General features: G+C 36.6%; 20 protein-coding genes. 11 read left to right on the plus strand and 9 right to left on the minus strand.

Annotated features, from left to right (window positions below):
* Positions 1 to 212: 212 nt before the first annotated feature.
* Positions 213 to 1967, minus strand: a complete 1755-nt coding sequence (aspS, locus tag V9G42_00705) for an aspartate--tRNA ligase (GenBank protein ID MEI2757930.1) — start codon at positions 1965 to 1967, stop codon at positions 213 to 215.
* Between the two features lie 225 nt (positions 1968 to 2192).
* On the opposite strand from aspS, the gene V9G42_00710 reads away from it, so the two are divergent.
* The 5 genes from V9G42_00710 to V9G42_00730 all read left to right on the plus strand — a co-directional run bounded on the left by V9G42_00710 (position 2193) and on the right by V9G42_00730 (position 8999).
* Positions 2193 to 2501 (plus strand): HU family DNA-binding protein, encoded by a 309-nt coding sequence (locus V9G42_00710; protein MEI2757931.1) that lies wholly within the window; start codon positions 2193 to 2195, stop codon positions 2499 to 2501.
* 8 nt (positions 2502 to 2509) lie between these two features.
* Positions 2510 to 3325: a tetratricopeptide repeat protein gene (locus V9G42_00715; GenBank protein MEI2757932.1), complete on the plus strand. Its 816-nt coding sequence runs from the start codon at positions 2510 to 2512 to the stop codon at positions 3323 to 3325.
* Between the two features lie 255 nt (positions 3326 to 3580).
* Positions 3581 to 5134: an Rne/Rng family ribonuclease gene (locus V9G42_00720; GenBank protein ID MEI2757933.1), complete on the plus strand. Its 1554-nt coding sequence runs from the start codon at positions 3581 to 3583 to the stop codon at positions 5132 to 5134.
* A 99-nt stretch (positions 5135 to 5233) separates the two neighbouring features.
* Entirely contained in the window at positions 5234 to 6979 is a 1746-nt protein-coding gene (locus tag V9G42_00725; protein MEI2757934.1) for a DUF885 domain-containing protein, read from the plus strand.
* A 1-nt stretch (position 6980) separates the two neighbouring features.
* Positions 6981 to 8999 (plus strand): LTA synthase family protein, encoded by a 2019-nt coding sequence (locus V9G42_00730; protein ID MEI2757935.1) that lies wholly within the window; start codon positions 6981 to 6983, stop codon positions 8997 to 8999.
* A 14-nt stretch (positions 9000 to 9013) separates the two neighbouring features.
* On the opposite strand, the gene V9G42_00735 is transcribed toward V9G42_00730, so the two are convergent.
* Positions 9014 to 9250 carry a hypothetical protein gene (locus V9G42_00735; protein MEI2757936.1) on the minus strand — a complete coding sequence of 79 codons (237 nt, stop codon included), beginning with the start codon at positions 9248 to 9250 and terminating at the stop codon, positions 9014 to 9016.
* A 76-nt stretch (positions 9251 to 9326) separates the two neighbouring features.
* Here V9G42_00735 and V9G42_00740 point away from each other — a divergent pair, with 76 nt between their 5' ends.
* The 3 genes from V9G42_00740 (at position 9327) to V9G42_00750 (ending at position 13124) form a co-directional block, all read left to right on the plus strand.
* The gene (locus V9G42_00740; protein MEI2757937.1) at positions 9327 to 10466 is read left to right on the plus strand and encodes a cystathionine gamma-synthase; all 1140 of its coding nucleotides are present in this window, start codon (positions 9327 to 9329) and stop codon (positions 10464 to 10466) included.
* 85 nt (positions 10467 to 10551) lie between these two features.
* On the plus strand, positions 10552 to 12645 hold the full coding sequence (locus V9G42_00745; GenBank protein MEI2757938.1) for a M43 family zinc metalloprotease: 2094 nt from the start codon (positions 10552 to 10554) through the stop codon (positions 12643 to 12645).
* A 71-nt stretch (positions 12646 to 12716) separates the two neighbouring features.
* Positions 12717 to 13124, plus strand: a complete 408-nt coding sequence (locus V9G42_00750) for an SRPBCC domain-containing protein (GenBank protein ID MEI2757939.1) — start codon at positions 12717 to 12719, stop codon at positions 13122 to 13124.
* Between the two features lie 277 nt (positions 13125 to 13401).
* Here V9G42_00750 and V9G42_00755 read toward each other — a convergent pair whose 3' ends face one another.
* The 6 genes from V9G42_00755 to V9G42_00780 all read right to left on the minus strand — a co-directional run bounded on the left by V9G42_00755 (position 13402) and on the right by V9G42_00780 (position 17535).
* Entirely contained in the window at positions 13402 to 14052 is a 651-nt protein-coding gene (locus V9G42_00755) for a hypothetical protein (protein MEI2757940.1), read from the minus strand.
* 199 nt (positions 14053 to 14251) lie between these two features.
* A complete protein-coding gene (locus tag V9G42_00760; GenBank protein ID MEI2757941.1) occupies positions 14252 to 15022 on the minus strand; it encodes an ion channel in 771 nt (256 codons plus the stop codon).
* Complete coding sequence (locus tag V9G42_00765; protein MEI2757942.1) at positions 14938 to 15261, minus strand: hypothetical protein; 324 nt, start codon at positions 15259 to 15261, stop codon at positions 14938 to 14940. The genes V9G42_00760 and V9G42_00765 overlap by 85 nt, the downstream gene beginning before the upstream one ends.
* A gap of 103 nt (positions 15262 to 15364) precedes the next feature.
* Positions 15365 to 15715, minus strand: a complete 351-nt coding sequence (locus V9G42_00770; protein MEI2757943.1) for a DoxX family protein — start codon at positions 15713 to 15715, stop codon at positions 15365 to 15367.
* Positions 15716 to 15759: 44 nt separating this feature from the next.
* Entirely contained in the window at positions 15760 to 16131 is a 372-nt protein-coding gene (locus V9G42_00775) for a helix-turn-helix domain-containing protein (GenBank protein ID MEI2757944.1), read from the minus strand.
* Between the two features lie 351 nt (positions 16132 to 16482).
* A complete protein-coding gene (locus tag V9G42_00780) occupies positions 16483 to 17535 on the minus strand; it encodes a T9SS type A sorting domain-containing protein (GenBank protein ID MEI2757945.1) in 1053 nt (350 codons plus the stop codon).
* A 152-nt stretch (positions 17536 to 17687) separates the two neighbouring features.
* On the opposite strand from V9G42_00780, the gene V9G42_00785 reads away from it, so the two are divergent.
* Genes V9G42_00785 through V9G42_00795 form a run of 3 tightly spaced genes read left to right on the plus strand, consistent with a single transcriptional unit; the run spans position 17688 to position 19557 of the window.
* On the plus strand, positions 17688 to 18914 hold the full coding sequence (locus V9G42_00785) for a peptidase U32 family protein (protein MEI2757946.1): 1227 nt from the start codon (positions 17688 to 17690) through the stop codon (positions 18912 to 18914).
* Positions 18907 to 19134 (plus strand): ferredoxin, encoded by a 228-nt coding sequence (locus V9G42_00790; protein ID MEI2757947.1) that lies wholly within the window; start codon positions 18907 to 18909, stop codon positions 19132 to 19134. The genes V9G42_00785 and V9G42_00790 overlap by 8 nt, the downstream gene beginning before the upstream one ends.
* A complete protein-coding gene (locus V9G42_00795) occupies positions 19135 to 19557 on the plus strand; it encodes a hypothetical protein (GenBank protein ID MEI2757948.1) in 423 nt (140 codons plus the stop codon).
* A 13-nt stretch (positions 19558 to 19570) separates the two neighbouring features.
* Here the strand turns inward: V9G42_00795 and gcvP are convergent, their stop codons facing one another.
* A complete protein-coding gene (gene gcvP, locus V9G42_00800) occupies positions 19571 to 22435 on the minus strand; it encodes an aminomethyl-transferring glycine dehydrogenase (protein MEI2757949.1) in 2865 nt (954 codons plus the stop codon).
* Positions 22436 to 22546 lie beyond the last annotated feature (111 nt).

Raw genomic sequence — 22546 nt, forward strand, 5'->3', positions numbered from 1 at the left:
AGATTTATTTATTATTTTATTGAAGCCTTCAAATTTACAATATAGATTTCAAATTCGTATTTTTTCTAAAAAAAATTATAGCAAAAATTTTACCAGAAATCTTACTTTTTTCCGGTAGAGCCCAATTTTCGGATTTTAGAGGTGTAAAAATTCGAAAAACAGGTCTAACGACCCTATTTATCGGGTAAATGGTGTGAAAAAGGATGTATATGTCAGATATGCTTGATGCCCAATTCTTTTAGTTGAACCTCATCAATGGCTGATGGGGCATCAATCATGACGTCTCTTGCAGCATTGTTTTTTGGGAATGCAATAAAATCTCGGATAGAATCGGAGCCGCCAAACAAAGAGCAGAGCCTGTCAAAGCCAAAGGCAATTCCACCATGCGGTGGGGCACCATATTGAAAAGCATTCATCAGAAAGCCGAATTGCTCCTGTGCTTTTTCCTTTGTAAATCCTAGCACTTCAAACATTTGTGCCTGAAGTTTTTTATCAAAAATTCTTATGGATCCACCACCTATTTCAACACCATTGATAACCAAATCATAGGCATTGGCACGTACTTTTCCCGGATTGTTTTCAAGCAATGAAATATCTTCAGGTTTTGGCGAGGTAAAAGGATGGTGCATGGCATGGAATCTTTGTGATTCTTCGTTCCATTCAAGCAGCGGAAAGTCATATACCCACAGACATGAATAGTTGTTTTTATCTCGGAGCCCTAAGCGGTTTCCCATTTCAAGACGAAGTTCGCTCAGTGCTTTTCGGCTTTTACTTTCAGCACCTGTGAGCATCAGTAGCAAGTCTCCGGGCCGCGCATCTGCATATTCAAGAAGAGTTTTTAATTCTTCTTGAGTATAGAATTTATCAATACTCGATTTAATACTTCCATCAGTATTGTAGCGAATATAAACTAAACCTCCTGCACCTATCTGCGGTCGCTTAACCCAATCAGTCAATTCATCAACCTGCTTGCGTGTATATTCTGAACATCCTTTACACACAAGGCCTCCAACAAATTCTGCCTCATCAACAACTTTAAATTTTCCGGGTACAATATGCTGGCTGTTATCATCTTTAAAGGTAACAATTTTCATGTCAAAACGCATATCCGGTTTATCATTACCATAGTATTTCATCGCATCTGCATAACTCATTCTATGTAGTGGAGGTATAGTAATATTTTTTACCTCTTTGAACAGATGAATAACTAATCCTTCAAACATAGCTAAAATGTCTTCCTGTTCAATAAAACTCATCTCACAATCTATCTGTGTAAACTCAGGTTGTCTATCGGCTCTGAGGTCCTCATCACGAAAACATTTTACTATTTGATAATACCGATCAAACCCTGCTACCATCAGTAATTGTTTAAATGTTTGTGGAGATTGTGGCAGTGCATAAAACTGTCCGTTATGCACTCTGGAAGGCACTATAAAATCACGCGCACCTTCGGGTGTAGACTTTATAAGAACAGGTGTTTCTACTTCAATAAAATTCTGACTGTCTAAATAATTTCGCACTGCGGAAGCCATTCGATGTCGCAATTCAAAATTAGCCTTTACATTAGATCTGCGTAGGTCTAGATAGCGATACTTCATTCGTAATTCGTCACCACCATCGGTGTTTTCTTCTATTGTAAATGGAGGAGTTTCCGAAGTGTTGAGAATTACTATTTTATCAACTATGATTTCAATTTCACCGGTTGTAAGTTTGTTGTTTTTACTACTTCTTTCAGCAACAACACCGTGACATTGTATAACAAATTCGCGTCCGAGCGTTCGAGCCTGCTGACATAATTCAGCGTTACTTTCCATATCAAATACTAATTGCGTTATTCCATACCTGTCTCTAAGGTCAATGAAGGTCATTCCACCAAGGTCACGCGAACGCTGAACCCAACCACTGAGTGAAACCTGTTGTCCTTTGTGAGTAATATTTAACTCACCGCAAGTATGTGTACGTAGCATAATGTCCTGAAATTAAAAGAGTGCCGAAATTAGAGAATTTAGTGCCTTCTGAATTATGGAACAGCATAATATTTCCAAGCCCATTTCTAACGCAGGTATTCCAATACTTTTAATAGTTAGGAGATAAGTGACTCATTATTGACATAATATTTTCATTTTCACCAAATAAAGTTTACTTTTGCAGTCCCAAAAACAAATTGATATTAACTTTAAATTTTATATAAAATGACAAAAGCAGAGTTGGTTAACGAAATTTCTATTAAAACCGGTATTGAGAAAATGGTGGTTCAGAATGTAGTTGAGTCCATGATGAAAGTAGTGAAAAACTCCTTAGTACAGCAAGACAATGTGTATTTGAGGGGTTTTGGTAGTTTTATTGTTAAAAAAAGAGCGCAGAAAACAGGTCGTATCATTACCAAAAATACTGCAATTATTATCCCTGAGCATTTTATTCCTGCATTTAAGCCTGCAAAAACTTTTACTGATAAAGTAAAAAACGCTTATAAGAAAAAAGAGTCGCAGCCACAGCTGTAATTTAACCGATGAGTTCATTTTCAAAAAGTACACTCATTGGTGTTTCCGCTGTAGTGTTGGTGGGCTTATTGTTTCTTCTGCCAAGACATAAAAAAAGTGAAAAGGCGGTAGAAATTCCTATCACTAGCGGATTTAATATTGATCAGTTTGAACAACAGGCAAAGCTTTCACTCGATTCAACTCAACATCATTTATATGATGCATTGAATGGTTTAAAAGAACCTGAACGATTTGACTCAGTTTCAGCATTTTGGGATAGAAATGGGGTGCCCGGATTGGCTGCGCATTATATGGAGCTAATTGCAAAAGGAACACCTACAGAAAAGGCAAATATCAATGCAGCATATCGCTATTTTGACGCCTGGAAACAGGCACAGGATTCTTTAAGCCGAGAATATTTTGTTGGCAAGGCCATTGCAAGCTACTCTGAAGTGTTGAAGATTAATCCGGAAAACCTGAATGCAAAAACCGATTTAGGTATTTGCTATGCTGAAGGAACAAATAACCCAATGCAGGGAATAACAATGCTGAAAGCAGTAGTTGAAAAAGACCCAAATCATGAAAATGCATTACTCAATTTAGGGTTCTTGTCGGTAAAGTCAGGGCAGTTTGATAAAGCTTTAGAACGATTTAATAAAGTGCTGCAAATCAACCCATCACGAATTGACATGTATGTTTTTATTGGTCAAACCTATGTTCAGATGGATAAAAAAGACGAAGCTATAAAGAGTTTCGAGACCTATAAATCGCTTTCTAACAACACCAAGGCAATTGCAGAAATAGATTCTTATATAAAAGAGTTGCAAACAAAACCTGTTAAATAAAAAGAATATATTACTTTTGCACTCCTTAAAAAACACGATAACAATAATTTAAATAAAAAACATTAATATAACATGCCAAGCGGTAAGAAAAGAAAACGTCATAAAATGGCGACACACAAGCGCAAGAAGAGATTGAGAAAAAACAGACATAAGAAAAAATAATCAAGTGTTTGTAGATGTTGCAGGAATCTTTTATTTCGGCTAACATCTGTTTTTGGGGTTATTTTACCTCGCTAATCAATTAAAATTTGCGTCTTGAGCAATGATTTAGTTATAGACTCAAGTCCATCGGAAGTACGTATTGCCCTCCTTGAAGAAAAAAAGCTGGTTGAATTAAACAGCGAAAAGAAGGACAGAAGTTTTGCCGTTGGCGATATTTACCTGGGTAAGGTAAAAAAGCTCATGCCCTCACTCAACGCTGCATTTGTTGATATAGGCTATGAGAAAGATGCCTTTTTGCATTATCTGGATTTAGGCCCGCAGTTTCAGTCACTTTTAAAATTTGTAAAAGACACACAAAGCGGAAGACAGAACAATGCCACGCTGAACAACTTTGAACTGGAAAAAGATATCATAAAGACCGGCAAAATAACACAGGTTATGAGCACCGGTTTGTGGCTGCCGGTTCAAATTGCTAAAGAGCCAATCTCTACTAAAGGTCCAAGAATAACAACGGAAATATCTATTGCAGGAAGATACTTTGTGGTTTCACCTTACTACAATCATGTATCAGTTTCATCAAAAATAAAAAGTCCCGAAGAGCGTAACCGTCTGAAGAGACTTGCCCTTAGCATTAAGCCAAAAAATTTCGGCATCATTGTCAGAACTGTTGCAGAAGGAAAAAAGGTTGCAGAATTAGATAAAGATATTCAGGATGTGCTGATGCGTTGGAATTTATTTTACGACACATTAAAGGTGGCACAACCGGGACAAAAAGTATTGGGAGAGATTGATCGCACTTCATCTATCCTGCGCGATATGCTTAATCCTAACTTTAATCATATTCATGTTAACGACAACCTTCTTTATGATGAGATAAAGTCTTACCTGAGAAGTATTGCCCCCGAGCAGGAAGAAATTGTTAAATTATTTAAGAATAAGCAACCCATCTTTGAGCATTTCGGAATTGACAAGCAGATAAAATCTGACTTTGGCAAAACCGTAGCTATGCAAAACAGTGCGTACTTAGTGATTGAGCATACGGAGGCTATGCATGTTATTGATGTTAACAGCGGAGGTCGTAACAGAGGTGATAGCGACAGTCAGGAAAAAAATGCTTTTGAGACCAACTGTATGGCAGCCAAGGAAATTGCCAGACAACTCAGGTTGCGTGATATGGGCGGAATTATTGTGATTGACTTTATAGACATGATAAATATTGAACATAAACGTCAGTTACATGAAGTGCTTAAAGAAGAGATGAGAAAGGATCCTGCACGACATACCGTTTTGCCTCCAAGTAAGTTTGGATTAATTCAGCTGACACGTGAGCGTGTGCGACCTGAAATGAAAATTTCTACAGCTGAAAAATGTCCTTCATGTAACGGTACAGGTGAAATAAAAGCCAGTATTTTACTTATTGATGAAATAGAAAATAATGTTCGCTATTTTGCACACGAACAAAACGAGAAGAAAATTATATTGCACGTACATCCATACATTGAAGCCTATCTGAAAAATGGGTTTATTTCAATAAAATGGAAATGGTATTTGAAGCATAAAATAAAAGTTAGTATTGAGTCAGTAAGTTCGTTTGCTGTAACACAGTTTGCTTTCTATAATACCAAGGGCGAAGAGATAAAGATATAGTATGATTTGAATGTTCGGCATTCATAAAATCTTACAAAGTATATCAAGGATAGATTTTAAATACACTACCTTAGCATTCCTTAAAAACCATTCGAAGTAATGAGAAAATATTTCATTTTACTAGTTGTTATTTGCTGTATGGGCAACACAAATTTATTTGCCGGCAAAGCGTCATTTACCACAGACAAACGCTTTGATAATTTTAAAGAAAGATTTATAAACGAACTATGGAAGCATAATCCAATGTGGGCAACTGAAATTGGTTATCATGCATACGACTCTGTTCTTGAAGTTAATAATGAACAATATCGTAAGAGTCAGGTAACTTTTTCAAAATCATATCTCGATTCTCTAAAGACGTATGATAAGGCAACGCTAAACAGTTTAAACAGGATGGATTATAATCTGATTGAAAATTATCTCAACAGCAATATTTTTTATATCACTGAAATGAAGTCATGGCAGTGGAATCCATCATCATACAATGCAACCGGAAATGTAGCATTTATGTTATCTGAAAATTATGAGCCCCTCAATAAACGTCTTGTAAATATTGGTAAAAAACTCTCGCAATTTAAAGCTTATTACGAGGCAGCAAAAAAGAACATTGCAAATCCAACCAATGAGCATCTCAATTTGGCAATGGAGCAGAACGCAGGTGGCATTGCCGCACTTGAGAATGATTTATTAGACTCTCTAAAACAATCCACACTCAAAGCAGGTGTTAAGTTAAGCATTACGCAATCACTTACTGATGCAAAAAAGGCAGTTGAAGATTATATAACATTTCTTAAAGACTTTAAGAATGATAGCCCAAGAAGTTTCAGATTAGGTAAGGACTTGTATGCAAAAAAGTTTGAATATGATATACAAAGTCAGTACTCCTATCAGCAGATTTATGATTCTGCAATACAGCGAAAAACCTTCTTGCATAATGAAATGTATAAAATCGCTGACAAGTTATGGCCAAAGTATTTTGGTACAAAAGATAAACCTGCTGATAGTTTAGCTCTGATTAGAATGATGATAGATACAATTTCTGTGTATCATGTAAAACCTGACGAATTTCAATCGGCAATAGAAAAGCAACTCCCTGAACTTGTTAAATTTATCAATGAAAAAAAATTGATTTATATTGATCCTTCCAAACCATTAAAAGTAAGGAAAGAGCCAGCGTATATGGCAGGTGTTGCAGGTGCATCCATCAGTTCACCCGGACCCTATGATAAGGGAGGCAATACATACTATAATGTAGGTTCGCTATCAGGCTGGACTTCTGAACGTGCAGAAAGTTATTTAAGGGAATACAATCATTACATTTTGCAGATTTTAAATATTCACGAAGCAATACCCGGACATTATACACAATTGGTCTATAGCAACAATGCACCAAGTATAATTAAAGCTGTTTTTGGTAATGGAGCCATGATTGAAGGTTGGGCAGTTTATGGCGAGTTAATGATGCTTGAAAATGGATATGGTAACAATGAGCCAGAAATGTGGTTGATGTATTACAAATGGAATTTGAGAACTGTTTGCAATACTATTTTAGATATTTCAGTTCATACTATGGACATGACAGAAGAACAGGCATTAAAATTATTGAAGAATGAAGCATTTCAGCAGAAAGCAGAGGCACAGGGAAAATGGAAAAGAGTGAACGTAACCAATGTGCAGCTTACAAGCTACTATACCGGGTTTAAAGAAATATGTGACCTGCGCGAAGATTTAAAGAAAAAACAAGGAAATAAATTCAACCTCAAAGTATTTCACGAAAAGTTTTTGAGTTATGGTAGTGCGCCTGTTAAGATGATTCGTCAGGAGATGCTATCGGAGATTAAGTAACATGATTCGTTTCGAACAATTTTTAACTTTACTTAAACGACAGTTTTTAATTTATCTGGGTGGACTGTTTCTGCTGCTGTCTATCCGTTTATTTTTTCTTTTTAGATTATTAAGCATCGCTGATATAAAGTTAAATATTGCAGATGTATTTCATGCTTTGGTTGTAGGTTTCAGATTCGATACCATGGTGTTAATGTATGGAATGGCATTACCTGTATTGTTAAGTATTCTTTGCTTAATTGTAGGTACTGTAAAGTGCAATGATGTTGTGATGCGATTTAACAGAGTATATGCAATTGTCATGTTAGTGCTGTTTATGGTTGTTGGAATTGTAGATGTTTATTATTACAATTATTTTCAATCGCACATCAATGTGTTGGCCTTTGGTTTGTTTGATGATGATACGGCAGCTGTGTTAAAATCTGTTTGGACAGACTACCCTATCACAAGTGTATTAATTTCATGGATAATTGTTTTTTTTCTGATTCGATTTTTTGTGAATTATGTTTTTAGTGAAAAGGTAAAGTCTGTAATAATTAAAAAAGTCTGGCAGGGAGTTGTATTTAGTTTGTGTGCTTTAGGTATGTTTTTTCTGGGAATGCGAGGCTCATTAGGAACATTTCCATTGCAGATTGATGACTCTACAGTTTGTAATAATAGTACAATAAATCTGATACCTATTAATGGAATGTTTGCCATAAAGGAAGCATTTCTGATGCGTAACAAGCAGATGAGTATAGAAGGCAATATAACCTTTTTGAAAAAATTGGGTTATGACAATGAACTAAAAGCAATTGAAGATTACTATGGTTATGCTCCTGAAAAAGATTTAAGTAAATCATACTTTACAAAAACAGATAGTAAAGCTTCGGGTTTTAAATATCCGCATGTGGTTTTTTTTCTGATGGAAAGTATGAGTAATAATAATTTGTTTTATCATTCATCAACATTAAATCTTTATGGTGCTTTGGAGAAACATATTAAAGAGGACTATTTTTTAAGAAATTTTCTGCCTTCTGGCAATGGTACTATCAATAGCCTTGAAGGTATCATGGTTAATACACCTGTAACGTCATTGGCGCAGTCTGAAAATAATTCAGTTTCATATTCCAGTTCTGTAGCATTGCCATTTAGCAACTCCGGTTATGAAACAACATTTATCACAGGAGGTAAATTTGGCTGGCGAAATATCAATGAATTTATTCCACATCAGTATTTTCAACATGTGGAAAGTAAAGATAATGTACTAAAAGCAATAGTGGGCTCAACAGAGTGTGAATGGGGTGTCTATGATGAATATCTTTTTGACTATGTTTTTAAAAAGTTAGAAAATGCAACTAAGCCACAGATGATTTTTGTACTCACTACAACAAATCACACACCTTTTCATTTGCCCGAAACCTATAAACCATATCCGGTTAAGCTTACTGATAATGTAAAATCAAAATTACTTACAGATGAAAAACTTGCAGTAAAGAATCTTACCAATTTGCAATACTCCAACGATTGTTTAGGTAAATTTATGGATAAAATTAAACAATCCAATTTCAGTCAAAATACAATCGTTTCAGCAACCGGTGATCATAATAATTTAATGTTGTTTGATTTTAATGAAAGCCAGATGTACTATCAGCGCAGTGTCCCACTGTATATGTATGTGCCGGCAACAATTCATCCTCATATTACAATCAATAAATGGGGCTCACATAAAGATATTTTTCCAACTTTAATAAATCTTGCATTACCACAGTCCACCTATTTTAATGCAGGTGATTTTTTATTTGACTCGCTTCAGACTGATAAAGAAATTTTTGCAACAGACTGGATGAGTATGGAGGCCATGAACCGCTATGGTGCTGTAAAATTTGGAGAAAACCCTAAGTATTTCACATGGGATGACAAGCAGTTGTTAAAAGCTACCAACCATCCTTCGGAAGAATTGCAACATCTGTTGCAACGCTCACGTGCACATTATGCAGCAATGGCATATTTTATACGCAACGAAACAAAAAAGAAGTAATAGTTTAAAAGAGATTATTGTGGTTTCAACATCAATTTAAAAATGGAAATCAGCGATACCAATGCCCATAGTGCCTCCAGAATGATAAAAGGAGTATAGTGGATGAGCACCGAGGCCAGGCAGGCTAAGGCAGCACCAATAAAGTTAAGAGACAAGTAAAGAAGCTTATCTGGCTTAATGATTTTGAAGAGGTGTAAAAAATAAGCAACCAAAAGAATAAAAACACCTGTAAATCCTACAATATCGTTCATATTTGATGAATTTAATGCCATTCAAAGGTAGGGCAATGATTGTAAATTTTATCTTCGCATTCTTAAATTTAATAACATGAAATTTGCTACCAAAGCACTCCATGCAGGCGTTGAGCCTGATCCTACTACAGGAGCTATCATGACTCCGATTTATCAAACCTCAACCTATGTTCAGGCTTCACCGGGACAACATAAAGGTTATGCCTATGCAAGAGGTAAAAATCCAACACGTTCGCAGTTGGAGAAAAATATTGCAGCACTGGAAAATGCAAAGTATGCTTTGTGTTTCAGTAGTGGTATGGGAGCAACGGATGCTGTAGTAAAAATGCTGAAACCGGGAGATGAAGTAATTACCGGTGATGATTTATATGGCGGCACCTACAGGATGTTTACCAAAGTATTTGCCAACTATGGAATAAAATTTCATTTCATTAACCTGACTGATGCCAACAATATCAGCAATTATGTAAATGCCAATACCAAACTAATCTGGATAGAGACACCTACCAATCCAACTATGCAGATTGTAGATATAAAAGCGTGTAGCGTTATTGCTAAAAAGAACAATTGTGTTTTGGCTGTTGACAATACTTTTGCTTCGCCATACCTGCAAAACCCTATGGATTTGGGTGCTGATATTGTGATGCATTCTGTTACAAAGTATCTGGGCGGACATAGTGATGTTGTGATGGGTGCATTGTGCATGAGTGACGATTCGCTCTATGAAAAATTGGCTTTTATACATAACTCCTGTGGCGCCACTCCCGGTCCTATGGATAGTTTTCTGGTGTTACGTGGTATAAAGACATTACATCTTAGAATGGAGCGTCACTGTTTCAATGGAAGACAGGTAGCAACCTTTCTTAGAAGTCATCCAAAAGTTGAAAAAGTTTATTGGCCGGGTTTTGAAGATCATCCAAACCATAGTATTGCAAAAACACAGATGCGCGACTTTGGTGGAATGATTTCTTTTGACCTTAAAAGCCATTCGCAGGAAGAGGCATTTAAGTTAGCATCATCGGTAAAAGTTTTTTCATTGGCTGAATCATTGGGTGGAGTAGAATCATTAATTAACCATCCTGCATCAATGACACATGCCAGTGTGCCGGCTGCAGAGAGAGCCCGTGTAGGTGTAACTGATTCTTTATTGAGATTAAGTGTTGGTGTTGAAGATATAGATGATTTAATTGCAGATTTAAAGCAGGCGTTAGGATAGAACCTTCACAAAAAAATTACATTGAACGTACGTTCAAAAACACACGATTTTATTACTTTTGAATCATTATAAATAAATTAAAACAATGCTAAAAAAATCTACTAATTTTTTATTGCTGATGGTGGTCATGATAACAACCATAAATGTCAGTGCACAAAACACACATTGGTGCGCTACTGATGAAGTTACCAATGCTGCACTTCAGAATAGCGCTGCTGCCCGAACTGAACAAAACCAGTTAGAAGCGTTTACACAACAGTACGTACAAAACTTTCAACCAAGTTATTTCAGAAGTACCGGTACTGCTGTGTATGTTATTCCGGTTGTATTTCACATCATTCATAATTGGGGCCCTGAGAATATTTCAGATGCACAGGTGTATGATGCCATTAGAATATTAAATCGCGACTATAACGGACAGCGTACCGATACAGCCAACATCATCCCTGATTTTAAAGCGTTGAATGCCGATGTTCAGATTGAATTTCGTTTGGCACATAAAGACCCTAATGGAAATTGCACTAATGGCATTGACAGACAACAATCTTTATTGACTTATGATGCCGGTGATGCCTCTAAACTTAATCCATGGCCGTACAATAAATATTTAAATATCTGGACTGTTTCATATTTCGGATCTTCGCATGCAAGTGCAGCAGCCTATGCTTATAAACCCGGTACAGCACCTCCCGGCAAAGATGGTATCATTGCTTTACACAATTATGTAGGAAGCATCGGAACAGGAAGCTCAACAGGACAATATACACTTACACATGAAATCGGACACTGGCTTAACTTAAATCATACATGGGGAGGCACTAATCAACCCGGTGTTGCCTGCGGTGACGATAATGTGACCGACACTCCGGTAACTAAGGGATATACTAATTGTCCTTCGCCATCCAATGCAGATGTGTGTACGCCAGGTATAATTGAGAACTATCAAAATTACATGGACTACAGCTATTGCTACTACATGTTTACTTTAGGACAGAAAGCTCGCATGTGGGCTGCATTAAATTCAGGTGCAGGTTTGCGCAATCAGGTTCATACAGCCACTAACTTAGCTAACACAGGTACCGATGGTGGCACTTATATTTGTTCTCCTTCTGCAAGTTTTTCTCCTATACAAAAAGTAATTTGCGAAGGTGGTACGGTTAGCTTTATAGACGCAAGTTTAAATACTGATACAGTAGGTACAACTTATCTGTGGACTTTTAATGGCGGAACACCATCTACCTCAACAGATAAAGATCCAGCAGGCATAGTTTACAATACAGCAGGCATTTATGACGTAACATTAACGGTTACTACTTCAGCAGGTTTTGATACATATACAGGTATTGAGAGCGTAGTGGTAAGACCACTACAGGTTTCTAATTTTGTTCCTTACTCTGAAGGGTTTGAGAATGTGACTTTCCCTTCTGTGGATTGGATAGTTGACAATGAAAATGGCAATGCATGGGAATTGAATTCTGTTGCTGCACATTCAGGTTTTAATTCTATAAGGATAAACAACTTTAGCGGTAATGTTGCCGGAACCAGAGATGTATTTATCACACCGGGCTTCAATCTAACCAACACAACACAAACACAGTTTACTTATTGGCTTGCCTTTGCCATGAAAAGCAATGGCAGTTCAGATGTGTTGAAAGTGTATGCTTCTAACAATTGCGGGCAATTGTGGAATTTGCGTACCACAAAAACAGGTTCACAGTTAGCTACAGTAGCTAATGCTGTTATGTCAGACTTTATTCCAAATGCATCACAATGGCGTCAGGAAACGGTGAGTCTTACCTCCGGACAATATTCAACAAAACCTAACGTATCATTAAAGTTTGAATATACGCATGATTTGGGTAACAACATTTATATTGATGACATAAATCTTACAGGTGTAGTTGGCATCAGCGACTATGCAGTATCAGCAAGTGATGTTAACATTGTTCCAAATCCTGCTTCAGAAAAGTCAAGCATTAATTTTGAACTTCTTCAACCTGAGAAAGTACTCATAACCGTTACAGATATGTTGGGTAAAGAAGTACATCGTATTGTAGAAAATCGTTTAGATGCTGGAGAATATCAATATGATGTAAACACCAAATGGGCAAAAGGTGTTTATACTGTTCGTATTGCTGCCGGAAGTCAGATTATCAGTAAGAAATTAGTAGTAGAGTAAAATAAATAAATATTAAATAAGCCTGAAGCTGAATTTGGTTTCAGGCTTTTCTTTTTTTTTAAATTATAGACATGAGTAATTTTTCAATAGAGATGAACTATGTGGTTTATGCAAAACCTGAAGATGTTTTTGAGGCATTGACCAATCCTGCTGTCATGAAAAAGTGGATTGAAGGAAGCTTTGTGTTTGAATTAAAAAATCAGGGCAATGTGGAGTTGTTTGACGGATGGGTAAAAGGAGAAGTACTTTCATTTGTCAACAATGAATCATTGAGCTATAGCTGGAAACCCAACACTTGGGATAAAAAATCTAAACCTACGTTAGTGGAAATAGCGTTGAAGCCTGATGCAGCGGGTACAAGAGTGTTTATACATCATAGTTTATTCCCGGGTAATGATGAAGCAGATAAACATAGACACGGTTGGATAAACTTTGTTCTCGATCCATTGAATGATTATTTTATTAGGCTGATGAAGTGATAGATCATAGTTTGATAATCAAACATCAAAGGTTTCACTTCCTCTGCCAGATGGCACGCCTATTATCGTTATAGATTAAATTAATTTCTGTCTTTTTTACGTATTTAATTTCTGTTTGTGATGTCATTTAAAATTACCGCTAACGTCCGGCATATTTGCGAAGGCACGGCATTTGAAAATCGTCTGCCGATTATTTGCACAAAAGTTGATAGTAGCACAAATGTTCACTTACTTCCGTCTGCCGTGCTTTTTCAAATATGTTTGTAATGTGTAGTACTCATTTTGATTGCATATATGCAATTTCATTAATAAAGTTTTTAGTAAAAGATATCTTATCTTTACTATCATCAACTGTTTTAAGCCCCTCTTGCAAAATACTTCGCCAACCAATATCACACCATCTTGGTCCAGGTATATTGCGGTATATTAAATTTTGTTGAACCGAAACATACACGAAAACTAAACCGGCTTGTAAATTTTCTTCTTCATTCAGTCTTCGAAAGTTTGGAATACAGATATACTTCTTAAAATAATTTAATTCTTTTTTGCTTATCCTGCTTGAGTCCGGATTTTCTAAAAAATTATCTGGATATATTTCTAAAAGATCTGCATTGTCAAAAAAATATTCCATAGATATCCCGGCATTGGCAAGCATATATGCATTGGATATTTCTTTTCTTCTTTTTAACCTCTTAATAATGGGTTTTTGATATTCTGCAACAGGTATTTGATTATTTGTCAAATAATCAGTCAGCCAAATACAATAATGTTTAAACCCTTTATCAGTATCAGGAATATAATTCCCATCTTTGGTTAAAGGTCTTAAAATGTCGCTATAATCCGGTAGCCAAAAGTGGAAATCTCTGGCAAGGACTGAATATACTTTATCGAGAGAAATCATTTTTCCGGGTTGTAGTTTATTACGCATAACGGCAGTCTGTGAAAAAATATTTTTTCAGCATTTACAAATGTAAAATAATTTCAATAATTTTAAGGGGAAATAAATATAAAAAATGCCTCAAATACAAGGTATCAACCGAGAACAAATAACTTTTTCAAACCTTGAAAGTCAGATAGCAAAAGACAATGAAATTCGTTTTAAAGATGCTTTTGTTGAAGAGTTTGTTTCACCTGTCAGAAGCGCAAAGGGGCGCGGCATGAGAGGTGAGGTAAGAATTATGATGATAGCTGCAAGCTATAAAGATAAAATGGCACGAGCGGAAAAAACACTCGCGCCTACGAGTGTAATGAATATTTGGAGTTATGTCGCCAAAACCAATACTGGTAAGTGTTATAGAGCTAAAATACACCAAATCCATATAGGTATTGGCTGGACTTGACAAATCAATTCCTTTGAAAGATTGTGGATTTTGATACACAAAAAATTGCAACAAGAAAGTACATATTTCAATGAGTAAAAAGTAGCCACAAGCCGAGGCCGAAATAATATCTGTGTTGATATAACTTGGTTTAAGTAAATATTTCAGTACTTCCCAAAGGATGAAGAGAAAAAACACAACATACAAAATATTTAAAAAGAGAAAGTATGAAAGGGTTTTGCTAAAAAAAGTTAATCCGATTGGCAAAGCCAACACAATTAGGAATAATATTTTTTGCATTAGATTTTTCCAATGCCCTTTTTCAATAAAAACGCCAACACTTGCAACTCCCAAAATGAGCATATTTATAGGCCAAATTAGTTTGGTGTAAAAAGATAAATCGCTCACAAAGATGCCAATAAACAGATGTTGAATTAAAGCAAAAAGCAATAATTCATATTTTCGTTTGTGAATGTAGTTTAAAAATTTCTTCATTAATGTGCTTGTCCAATATCCAAACGATTTATTTTTCCTTCGGTATTGATGTGAAATTTGAAATACACTTTGAACGTTCCCCATTGCCCTGCATAAAAATTCCCGTAAATGTCTTTCCCTTCATTGGTCACCGTATCAATACTTAAGAATTTTTCTTTTTTGTCAAAAGCATTGTCGAAAAACGATTTGAAACCAAGCGTTCTGCCGTCATCTGTAAATACGGCATCGTTTGTAAAGTAAGTGTACCAAGTGTTTTTGTCATTGGTTTGCAATGCTTCAATTGCATTCTTTACAGTTTCGTTTGTTAGTTTAGAAATATCCATTTTGTTATTTGTAATTTTTGAATTTTGTTTTGATTTTGACTGTCCACAAGCTGTAAAACTTAAAGTAGACAAGATGCAAAAAGCGTAAAATATTTTGTGCATATCAATTGGTTTTTGAAAGTGGATGTTTCAAATAAATAATTACCAAATTGAGCAACAAGAATGGCAGTTCAATGGCTACGCCTTTTAAATCTTTATCGAGAAGATGAAAGCAAATAATCAGTAAAATGCCTGCACTCATTAGAAAATTGCCCCAAACAAAAGTCTTTGGAAAAAGAATAAACAAAGCACTCAACATTGTGATTGCTCCGTTTATCATTACGGCTGTTTTGCTAAAATTCCATTTGCCGAACATTTCAAGCATTTCTGTTTTTGCTGTTAGCATTGCATAACCCTGTTTCAGTCCCATAAAGACTGCTACAAGCATTAGAATTGAATTTAAGATTTTTATCATTTTATGAAATGTTTAGACAATGTAAAATTACTCCAAACATTCATTTAAGAAAAGGTGTTATTTTCAGTTTTTTGCTTTCTGTATTGTCGAGGCGTAATGCCTTCCATTGCCTTGAAGAATTTTGTAAAGTTAGTTGGCTCTTGGTAGGTCAGTTTGTGGCAAATTTCTTTGATGGTTAGGGTTTCATCGTCAAGCATTTTTTTTGCTTCAACGATAATTCGTTCTTCAACGTGGTCGCAAGGCGATTTGCCTGTGGTGAGTTTTATAGTGTTGCTAAAATGTGTCGGGTGAATAAAAAGCAACGAAGCAAAATCTTTGATGTGATACATAAAATTGATTTTGCCTATAAGTATGTCGTTAATGTGTTTGTCTAAAATGTAAAGAAACTCATTTGTTATCTCGTCTTTTCGCGTCAATATTTTGTCAGGTATTTTCAAATGTTAGTTCTATTTATTCGTCTGTTGAATGTTTGTACTGTGGTTCGGTAGGGTTGCACATAACGGCAGTCTGTGAAAAAATATTTTTTCAGCATTTACAAATGTAAAATAATTTCAATAATTTTAAGGGGAAATAAATATAAAAAATGCCTCAAATACAAGGTATCAACCGAGAACAAATAACTTTTTCAAACCTTGAAAGTCAGATAGCAAAAGACAATGAGATTCGATTTATAGATGCTCTTAGTCATTCATTTCACCTGCCAAGAGCGCAAAGGGGCGCGACATGACAGGTGAGGTAAAAAGCTTATAACTCTCTAATTTTTGAAATTAAAATTCAACGATAACTTTATGTGTAGAAGAAGTTCGTCCGTCAGTTACTTTAATAAAATATACGCCTTTAGTTAAATTGCTTAAATCAACTTCCAAAGATTGTCCTTTGTTTTTTTGTTGAAAATTAACTTTCTGTCCAAGTGTATTAACTACTTCTAACAAAGCATTGGTACTGCCAATATTACTAAGTAAAAATTTACCTGAAGAAGGATTAGGCACGATGGTTATTTTTGATTGCGTTGCTACCTGACTTAAACCTGTTGTTCCTGAAATTGGTTGATAGCGCAATACAGGTGTTTGTGCAGTTCCATCAACAGTTGTAATACCATAAACCAATATAGGTTGTTTGATGGTATCATGAAACCAATAATAATAGTCATCAGAAACCAAATAATCTATAACAGGCACACCCATCATATAGATTTTGATATGAAAAGTTTCCACCACATGTGTTCGCAATACATTACTGAATGTTCCGGTTGGCAACATTAATGTTCCTTGCTGATCTGCATTCATGGATAGGCTACCACTTTCTAAGGTACATGAATCTTCGCCAAGGCCAAAAGGTGCATACCTTCCGTTATAGGTAGAACTGAATGCTTGTCCGGCTGTTATCGGAAAATGAAATTCTGTTGCAAAAGTACCATTGGTGTAAACACCATAGTTGCTGCTGCTGCTATACCATCCGATACGGTTAATGTCGTTAGCAGTGTTCTGGTAATAAAAATATCCGGGTGCGCCACTTTCTCCACGAGCAATTGTTGCTGTAGGAAAAGAATCCACACCATTACCTGTTATTGTTGCAGGATCATGATAGGTAAAACTATAGTTTGTACCGGCATTCATCAGCAAAGAATTGTCCCAGAGTACATTTGTAACCGGGCCGGTTCCGTTTTGGTTGAATCCAAATGTATTGGCATCAACATAGTTAATGGTATCGCCAACGGCAGGAAGCTGATGTGTAGCTGAAATGGTTATCAACTGGGCTTGGCTATTTATAGCGGCAGCTAAAAATACAGAAGCAATTAGAGTAGAGATTTTATTCATCATCAATTTTTATATGGCAATAATAAAAAAAGATTTTAAACCATAAAAACTTCCTGAGGGTTTTGAAGCGTCTTTTCCTACAGGTTTTCTGATTCATGTCATTTTTTCATTCCATTCCTTTGGCCATCTTGCAACGTTTTTTAAAAGCTATTTAAATGGTAGAGTTAATGTCGCCTGCAGGGTCGTTTGAGTCGCTGCAAGCAGCTATACAAGGCGGTGCCGATGCAGTATATTTTGGTATAGAACAACTGAACATGCGTGCACGTGCAGCAAATAATTTTACACTCGGTGACCTTGCTGAAATTAAAAAAATATGCAGTGCAAAAAATGTTAAAACCTATCTTACATTAAACACAGTAATGTATGATCACGACATTATGCTGATGAAAAAAATTATTGATGCAGCCAAGAAAAATAACATTGATGCAGTTATAGCATCGGACCATGCCGCTTTGATGCATGCCAGAAAAATTGGTATTCCGGTACACATTTCAACTCAGGCCAATGTCAGCAATATTGAAAGTGTACGCTTTTTTGCAGATTATGCAGACACTATTGTTTTGGCCCGCGAACTAACATTGAATCAGGTTGCCGATGTTGTGAAACAAATTAAACGTCAAAAAATAAAAGGGCCTTCGGGCGAACTGATAAAAATAGAAGTATTTGCACATGGTGCTTTATGTATGGCCGTTTCCGGAAAATGTTATATCAGTCTTCACTCTCATAATGCCTCGGCAAACCGTGGTGCATGTATTCAAAATTGCAGAAGAGAATATATTGTGAAAGATAAAGAGGGAGAATTTGAACTTGAAATTGACAATGAATATATCATGTCGTCAAAAGATTTATGCACTATTGATTTCCTTGACAAACTCATTGAAACGGGTATAAGTATTTTGAAAATTGAAGGCAGAGGTCGTGCTGCCGATTATGTTTATACAACCACAAAATGCTATAAAGAAGCCATTACAGCATGTAACGAAGGAAGCTATACAAAGGATAAAATAACAAGATGGAAAAATGAGCTGGCAACAGTTTTTAATCGTGGTTTTTGGGGAGGCTACTTTCTCGGAAAAACAATGGGTGAATGGAGTAATACAGGAGGTTCGCAGGCAACAACTAAAAAAATTTATATCGGCAAAGGGGTTAAATATTTTCCAAAAAGTAAGGTAGGAGAGTTTAAACTGGAATCGGGAACTCTTTCCGTTGACACTGATATTATGATTACCGGTTCAACAACGGGAATTATTCTAACCAAGGTGCAGGAACTGCGAATGGATGATTTGCCGGTCACAACCGTAAAAAAAGGCGATGTATTTTCAATGCCAATAGCTGAAAAAATAAAACCTTCTGATAAATTATATAAAATCATTAATGATTGAAATAGTACAATACAGGAGCAGATGTATTGGATGCAATGCCTGTGTTGAAGCTTCGGCAACACGCTGGCGTATGTCGCGCAAAGATGGAAAATGTACATTGGTTGGTGGAAAAAATAATAAAGGTATCTACATCGCTATAGTAAATGATGATGAATATGAACAAGCATTACAGGCAGCAAAAAACTGCCCTGTAAACATTATTAAAGTAAAAAAGAAATAAATGGATTCGTTTATAGAAAACTTTATTGTTTCACAGAAGAATATGACACTGTGCACTTCGGTTAACAACATACCTGAATGTGCAAGTTGTTTCTATACGTTCATGCCGGAGGGTGCATATTTGATTTTTAAATCGAAAAACACTACAGGTCATGTTTGTCGTGCACTTGCAAATAATAAAGTGGCCGGTACAATTTTGCCGGACATAAGTAAAATTGGAAACATCAGGGGCATACAGTTTTCAGGAGTTTTTCTGGAGCCACAGGAAGACTTATTGGAGAAAGCGAAGAAAATATATTACAGCAAATTTCCTTTGGCATTAGGAATATCGGGCGAATTGTGGCTGATAAAATTAACCTACATCAAAATGACCGACAATACTCTTGGTTTTGGAAAAAAGCTGATATGGGAAAATAGTTACTGATTTAAAAAATCAATTATACAGCTTCGGCACTTTCATAGGAAGCAACATCCGGACAAGTACAAACTAAATTCCTATCGCCATAGGCATTATCAACCCTCTTAACAGATGGCCAGAATTTATTTCCATCAACCCATGGTGCCGGGAAGGCGGCCTGCTGCCGTGAGTAGGAATGTTTCCATTCATCAGCAGTTACTTCTTTAGCGGTATGCGGTGCATTCACCAACATGTTATCATCTTTGGGATATTCGCCATTCATTACTTCCATAATCTCCTGTCTGATGGCAATCATGGCATCACAGAAACGATCTATTTCTTCCAGAGATTCACTCTCTGTTGGTTCAACCATTAGCGTTCCTGCCACAGGAAAAGCTACTGTAGGTGCATGAAATCCGTAATCCATTAATCTTTTTGCAATGTCTGTTACGTCCACATCTACCACGGCTTTAAATGCACGACAATCCAAAATCATTTCATGTGCACAGAAACCATTTTTGCCTTTATATAAAACAGGATAATGTTTTTCTAATCGTGCTTTTATATAGTTGGCATTGAGCATAGCTATTTCTGTTGCACGTTGTACACCTGTCTTACCTAGCATTTTTATATATCCATAACTAATCAACAATATTAATGCACTGCCCCAAGGAGCTGCGGCAACGGCATTTACGCCCTTGCGTCCACCGGTAGGCACAACAGTATGCGAAGGCAAAAATGGTGCAAGATGTTCTGCAACACCAATAGGTCCCATTCCGGGGCCACCTCCACCATGTGGTATGGCAAATGTTTTATGTAAGTTAAGATGGCAAACATCTGCACCTATCAATGCAGGGCATGTTAAACCTACCTGTGCATTCATGTTGGCACCGTCCATATAAACCTGTCCGCCATTGGCATGTATTGCTGAGGTAATTTGTTTAATATTTTCCTCATATACACCATGTGTGGATGGGTAAGTAACCATCAGACAGGATAAATTTTCCTGGTGTTGTTCTGCTTTCAGTCTCAAATCGCTAAGGTCAATATTTCCATCATCATCACATTTAACAACAACAACTTTTAATCCGGCAAGTACAGCACTGGCAGGGTTGGTGCCATGTGCAGACTGTGGTATCAATACTACATTACGATGATTCTGCCCTCTGTCGCTATGATATTTCTGAATAACAACCAACCCGGCATATTCTCCTTGCGCACCACTGTTTGGTTGCAACGACACTGCTGCAAAACCTGTAATCTCTTTAAGAAAATTTTCAAGTTCAGTAATAATATGTGCATAACCCTGTGCCTGCTCAACCGGTGCAAAAGGATGCATGTTGGCAAACTCCGGCCAGCTTAGTGGCTCCATTTCACTGGTAGCATTCAGTTTCATGGTGCAAGAACCTAATGAAATCATTGAATGATTCAATGCAAGATCTTTATTCTCGAGACGCTTGATGTAGCGTAGCATCTCTGTTTCGCTATGGTGTGTATTAAATACTGCATGGTTCAGAAATGCCGAACTGCGTAATAGCGCAGCAGGTATGGCACTACCATTCTGACTAACAGCAGAAATTGATTTTTTACCAATGCTGGCAGCAAACACACGCAATATGTCTTTCAAATCTTCGTCAGAAGTTGTTTCATCAATACTTACACCAACTGAATTTCCATTGTAACGAAAATTTATAAGATTGGCTTCAGCCATATCACGAACACTATCTGCATCTTCCACCTCAATAGTCAATGTATCGAACCAGGTATTATTAATTAATTTGAAGCCGGCCTTCTTAAGGCTTTCGGCTAAGGCTGTGGTACGTTTGTGGACAGTTGATGCAATAGCCTTTAAACCTTGCTGTCCATGATATACAGCATACATTGATGCCATCACCGCTAACAGCACTTGTGCAGTACAAATATTACTCGATGCTTTATCACGTCTGATGTGTTGCTCGCGGGTTTGCAATGCCATTCGCAAGGCAGGGCTGCCGGCAGTATCAACACTCATTCCTATAATTCTTCCCGGAATGTTGCGTTTATAGCTATCATGTGTTGCAAAATACGCAGCATGAGGGCCACCATAACCCATAGGTACACCAAACCTTTGTGTAGAGCCAACTACACAGTCAGCACCCCACTCACCGGGTGGTGTTAACAATACTAAGCTTAATATATCTGCTGCCACACAAACACGCACCTCATGACGATGACACATGTTAACAATGTTTTTATAGTCCAACACATTACCAACTGCATCAGGATATTGAAGTAATGCACCAAAGAAACTGTCATCAGGCGAAAACAATTGTTCATCGCCAACAACCAATTCAATACCCAAAGGTTTGCTGCGTGTATGTAACACATCAATTGTTTGTGGAAAGCAATTTTCAGAAACAAAAAATTTAACTACATTATTTTTTTCTGCTTCCTTGGAGCGGGTATAAAAAAACATCACCATAGCTTCGGCAGCAGCAGTGGCTTCGTCTAATAAAGAGGCATTGGCTATTTCCATACCTGTTAAATCACAAACCATAGTCTGAAAATTCAACAGCGCCTCCATACGGCCTTGTGCAATCTCTGCCTGATATGGGGTGTAGGCTGTGTACCAACCCGGATTTTCAAAAATGTTTCTTTTTATTACGCCAGGCACGATGGTATTGTAATATCCCATGCCGATAAAATTTTTGAAAAGTTGATTTTCCGATGCTACTGCTTTCAACTCATTTAAATATTCAAATTCGCTCATTGCCTCCGGAAGGTTTAATGGTTTTTGCAAGCGAATCAGTTCAGGGATAATTTTAGCAATAAGTTCGTTTACGGATTTTACGCCAATGGTGGCAAGCATGTGTTTAACCTGCTTATCATCAGGGCCAATGTGCCTGTCGGCAAAAGAATAGTACATGTACTCTGGATTTTGGCGCAAAAGTAAATAATTAGAACATGAAAAAATGTGTTTTTGATTGCATTCATCATGATTTACATCAAGCTTTTACCTCTTTTTGGAACAAAAATT

Source organism: Bacteroidia bacterium, from assembly GCA_037045145.1.
In the GTDB taxonomy this organism is placed as follows: domain Bacteria; phylum Bacteroidota; class Bacteroidia; order AKYH767-A; family OLB10; genus OLB10.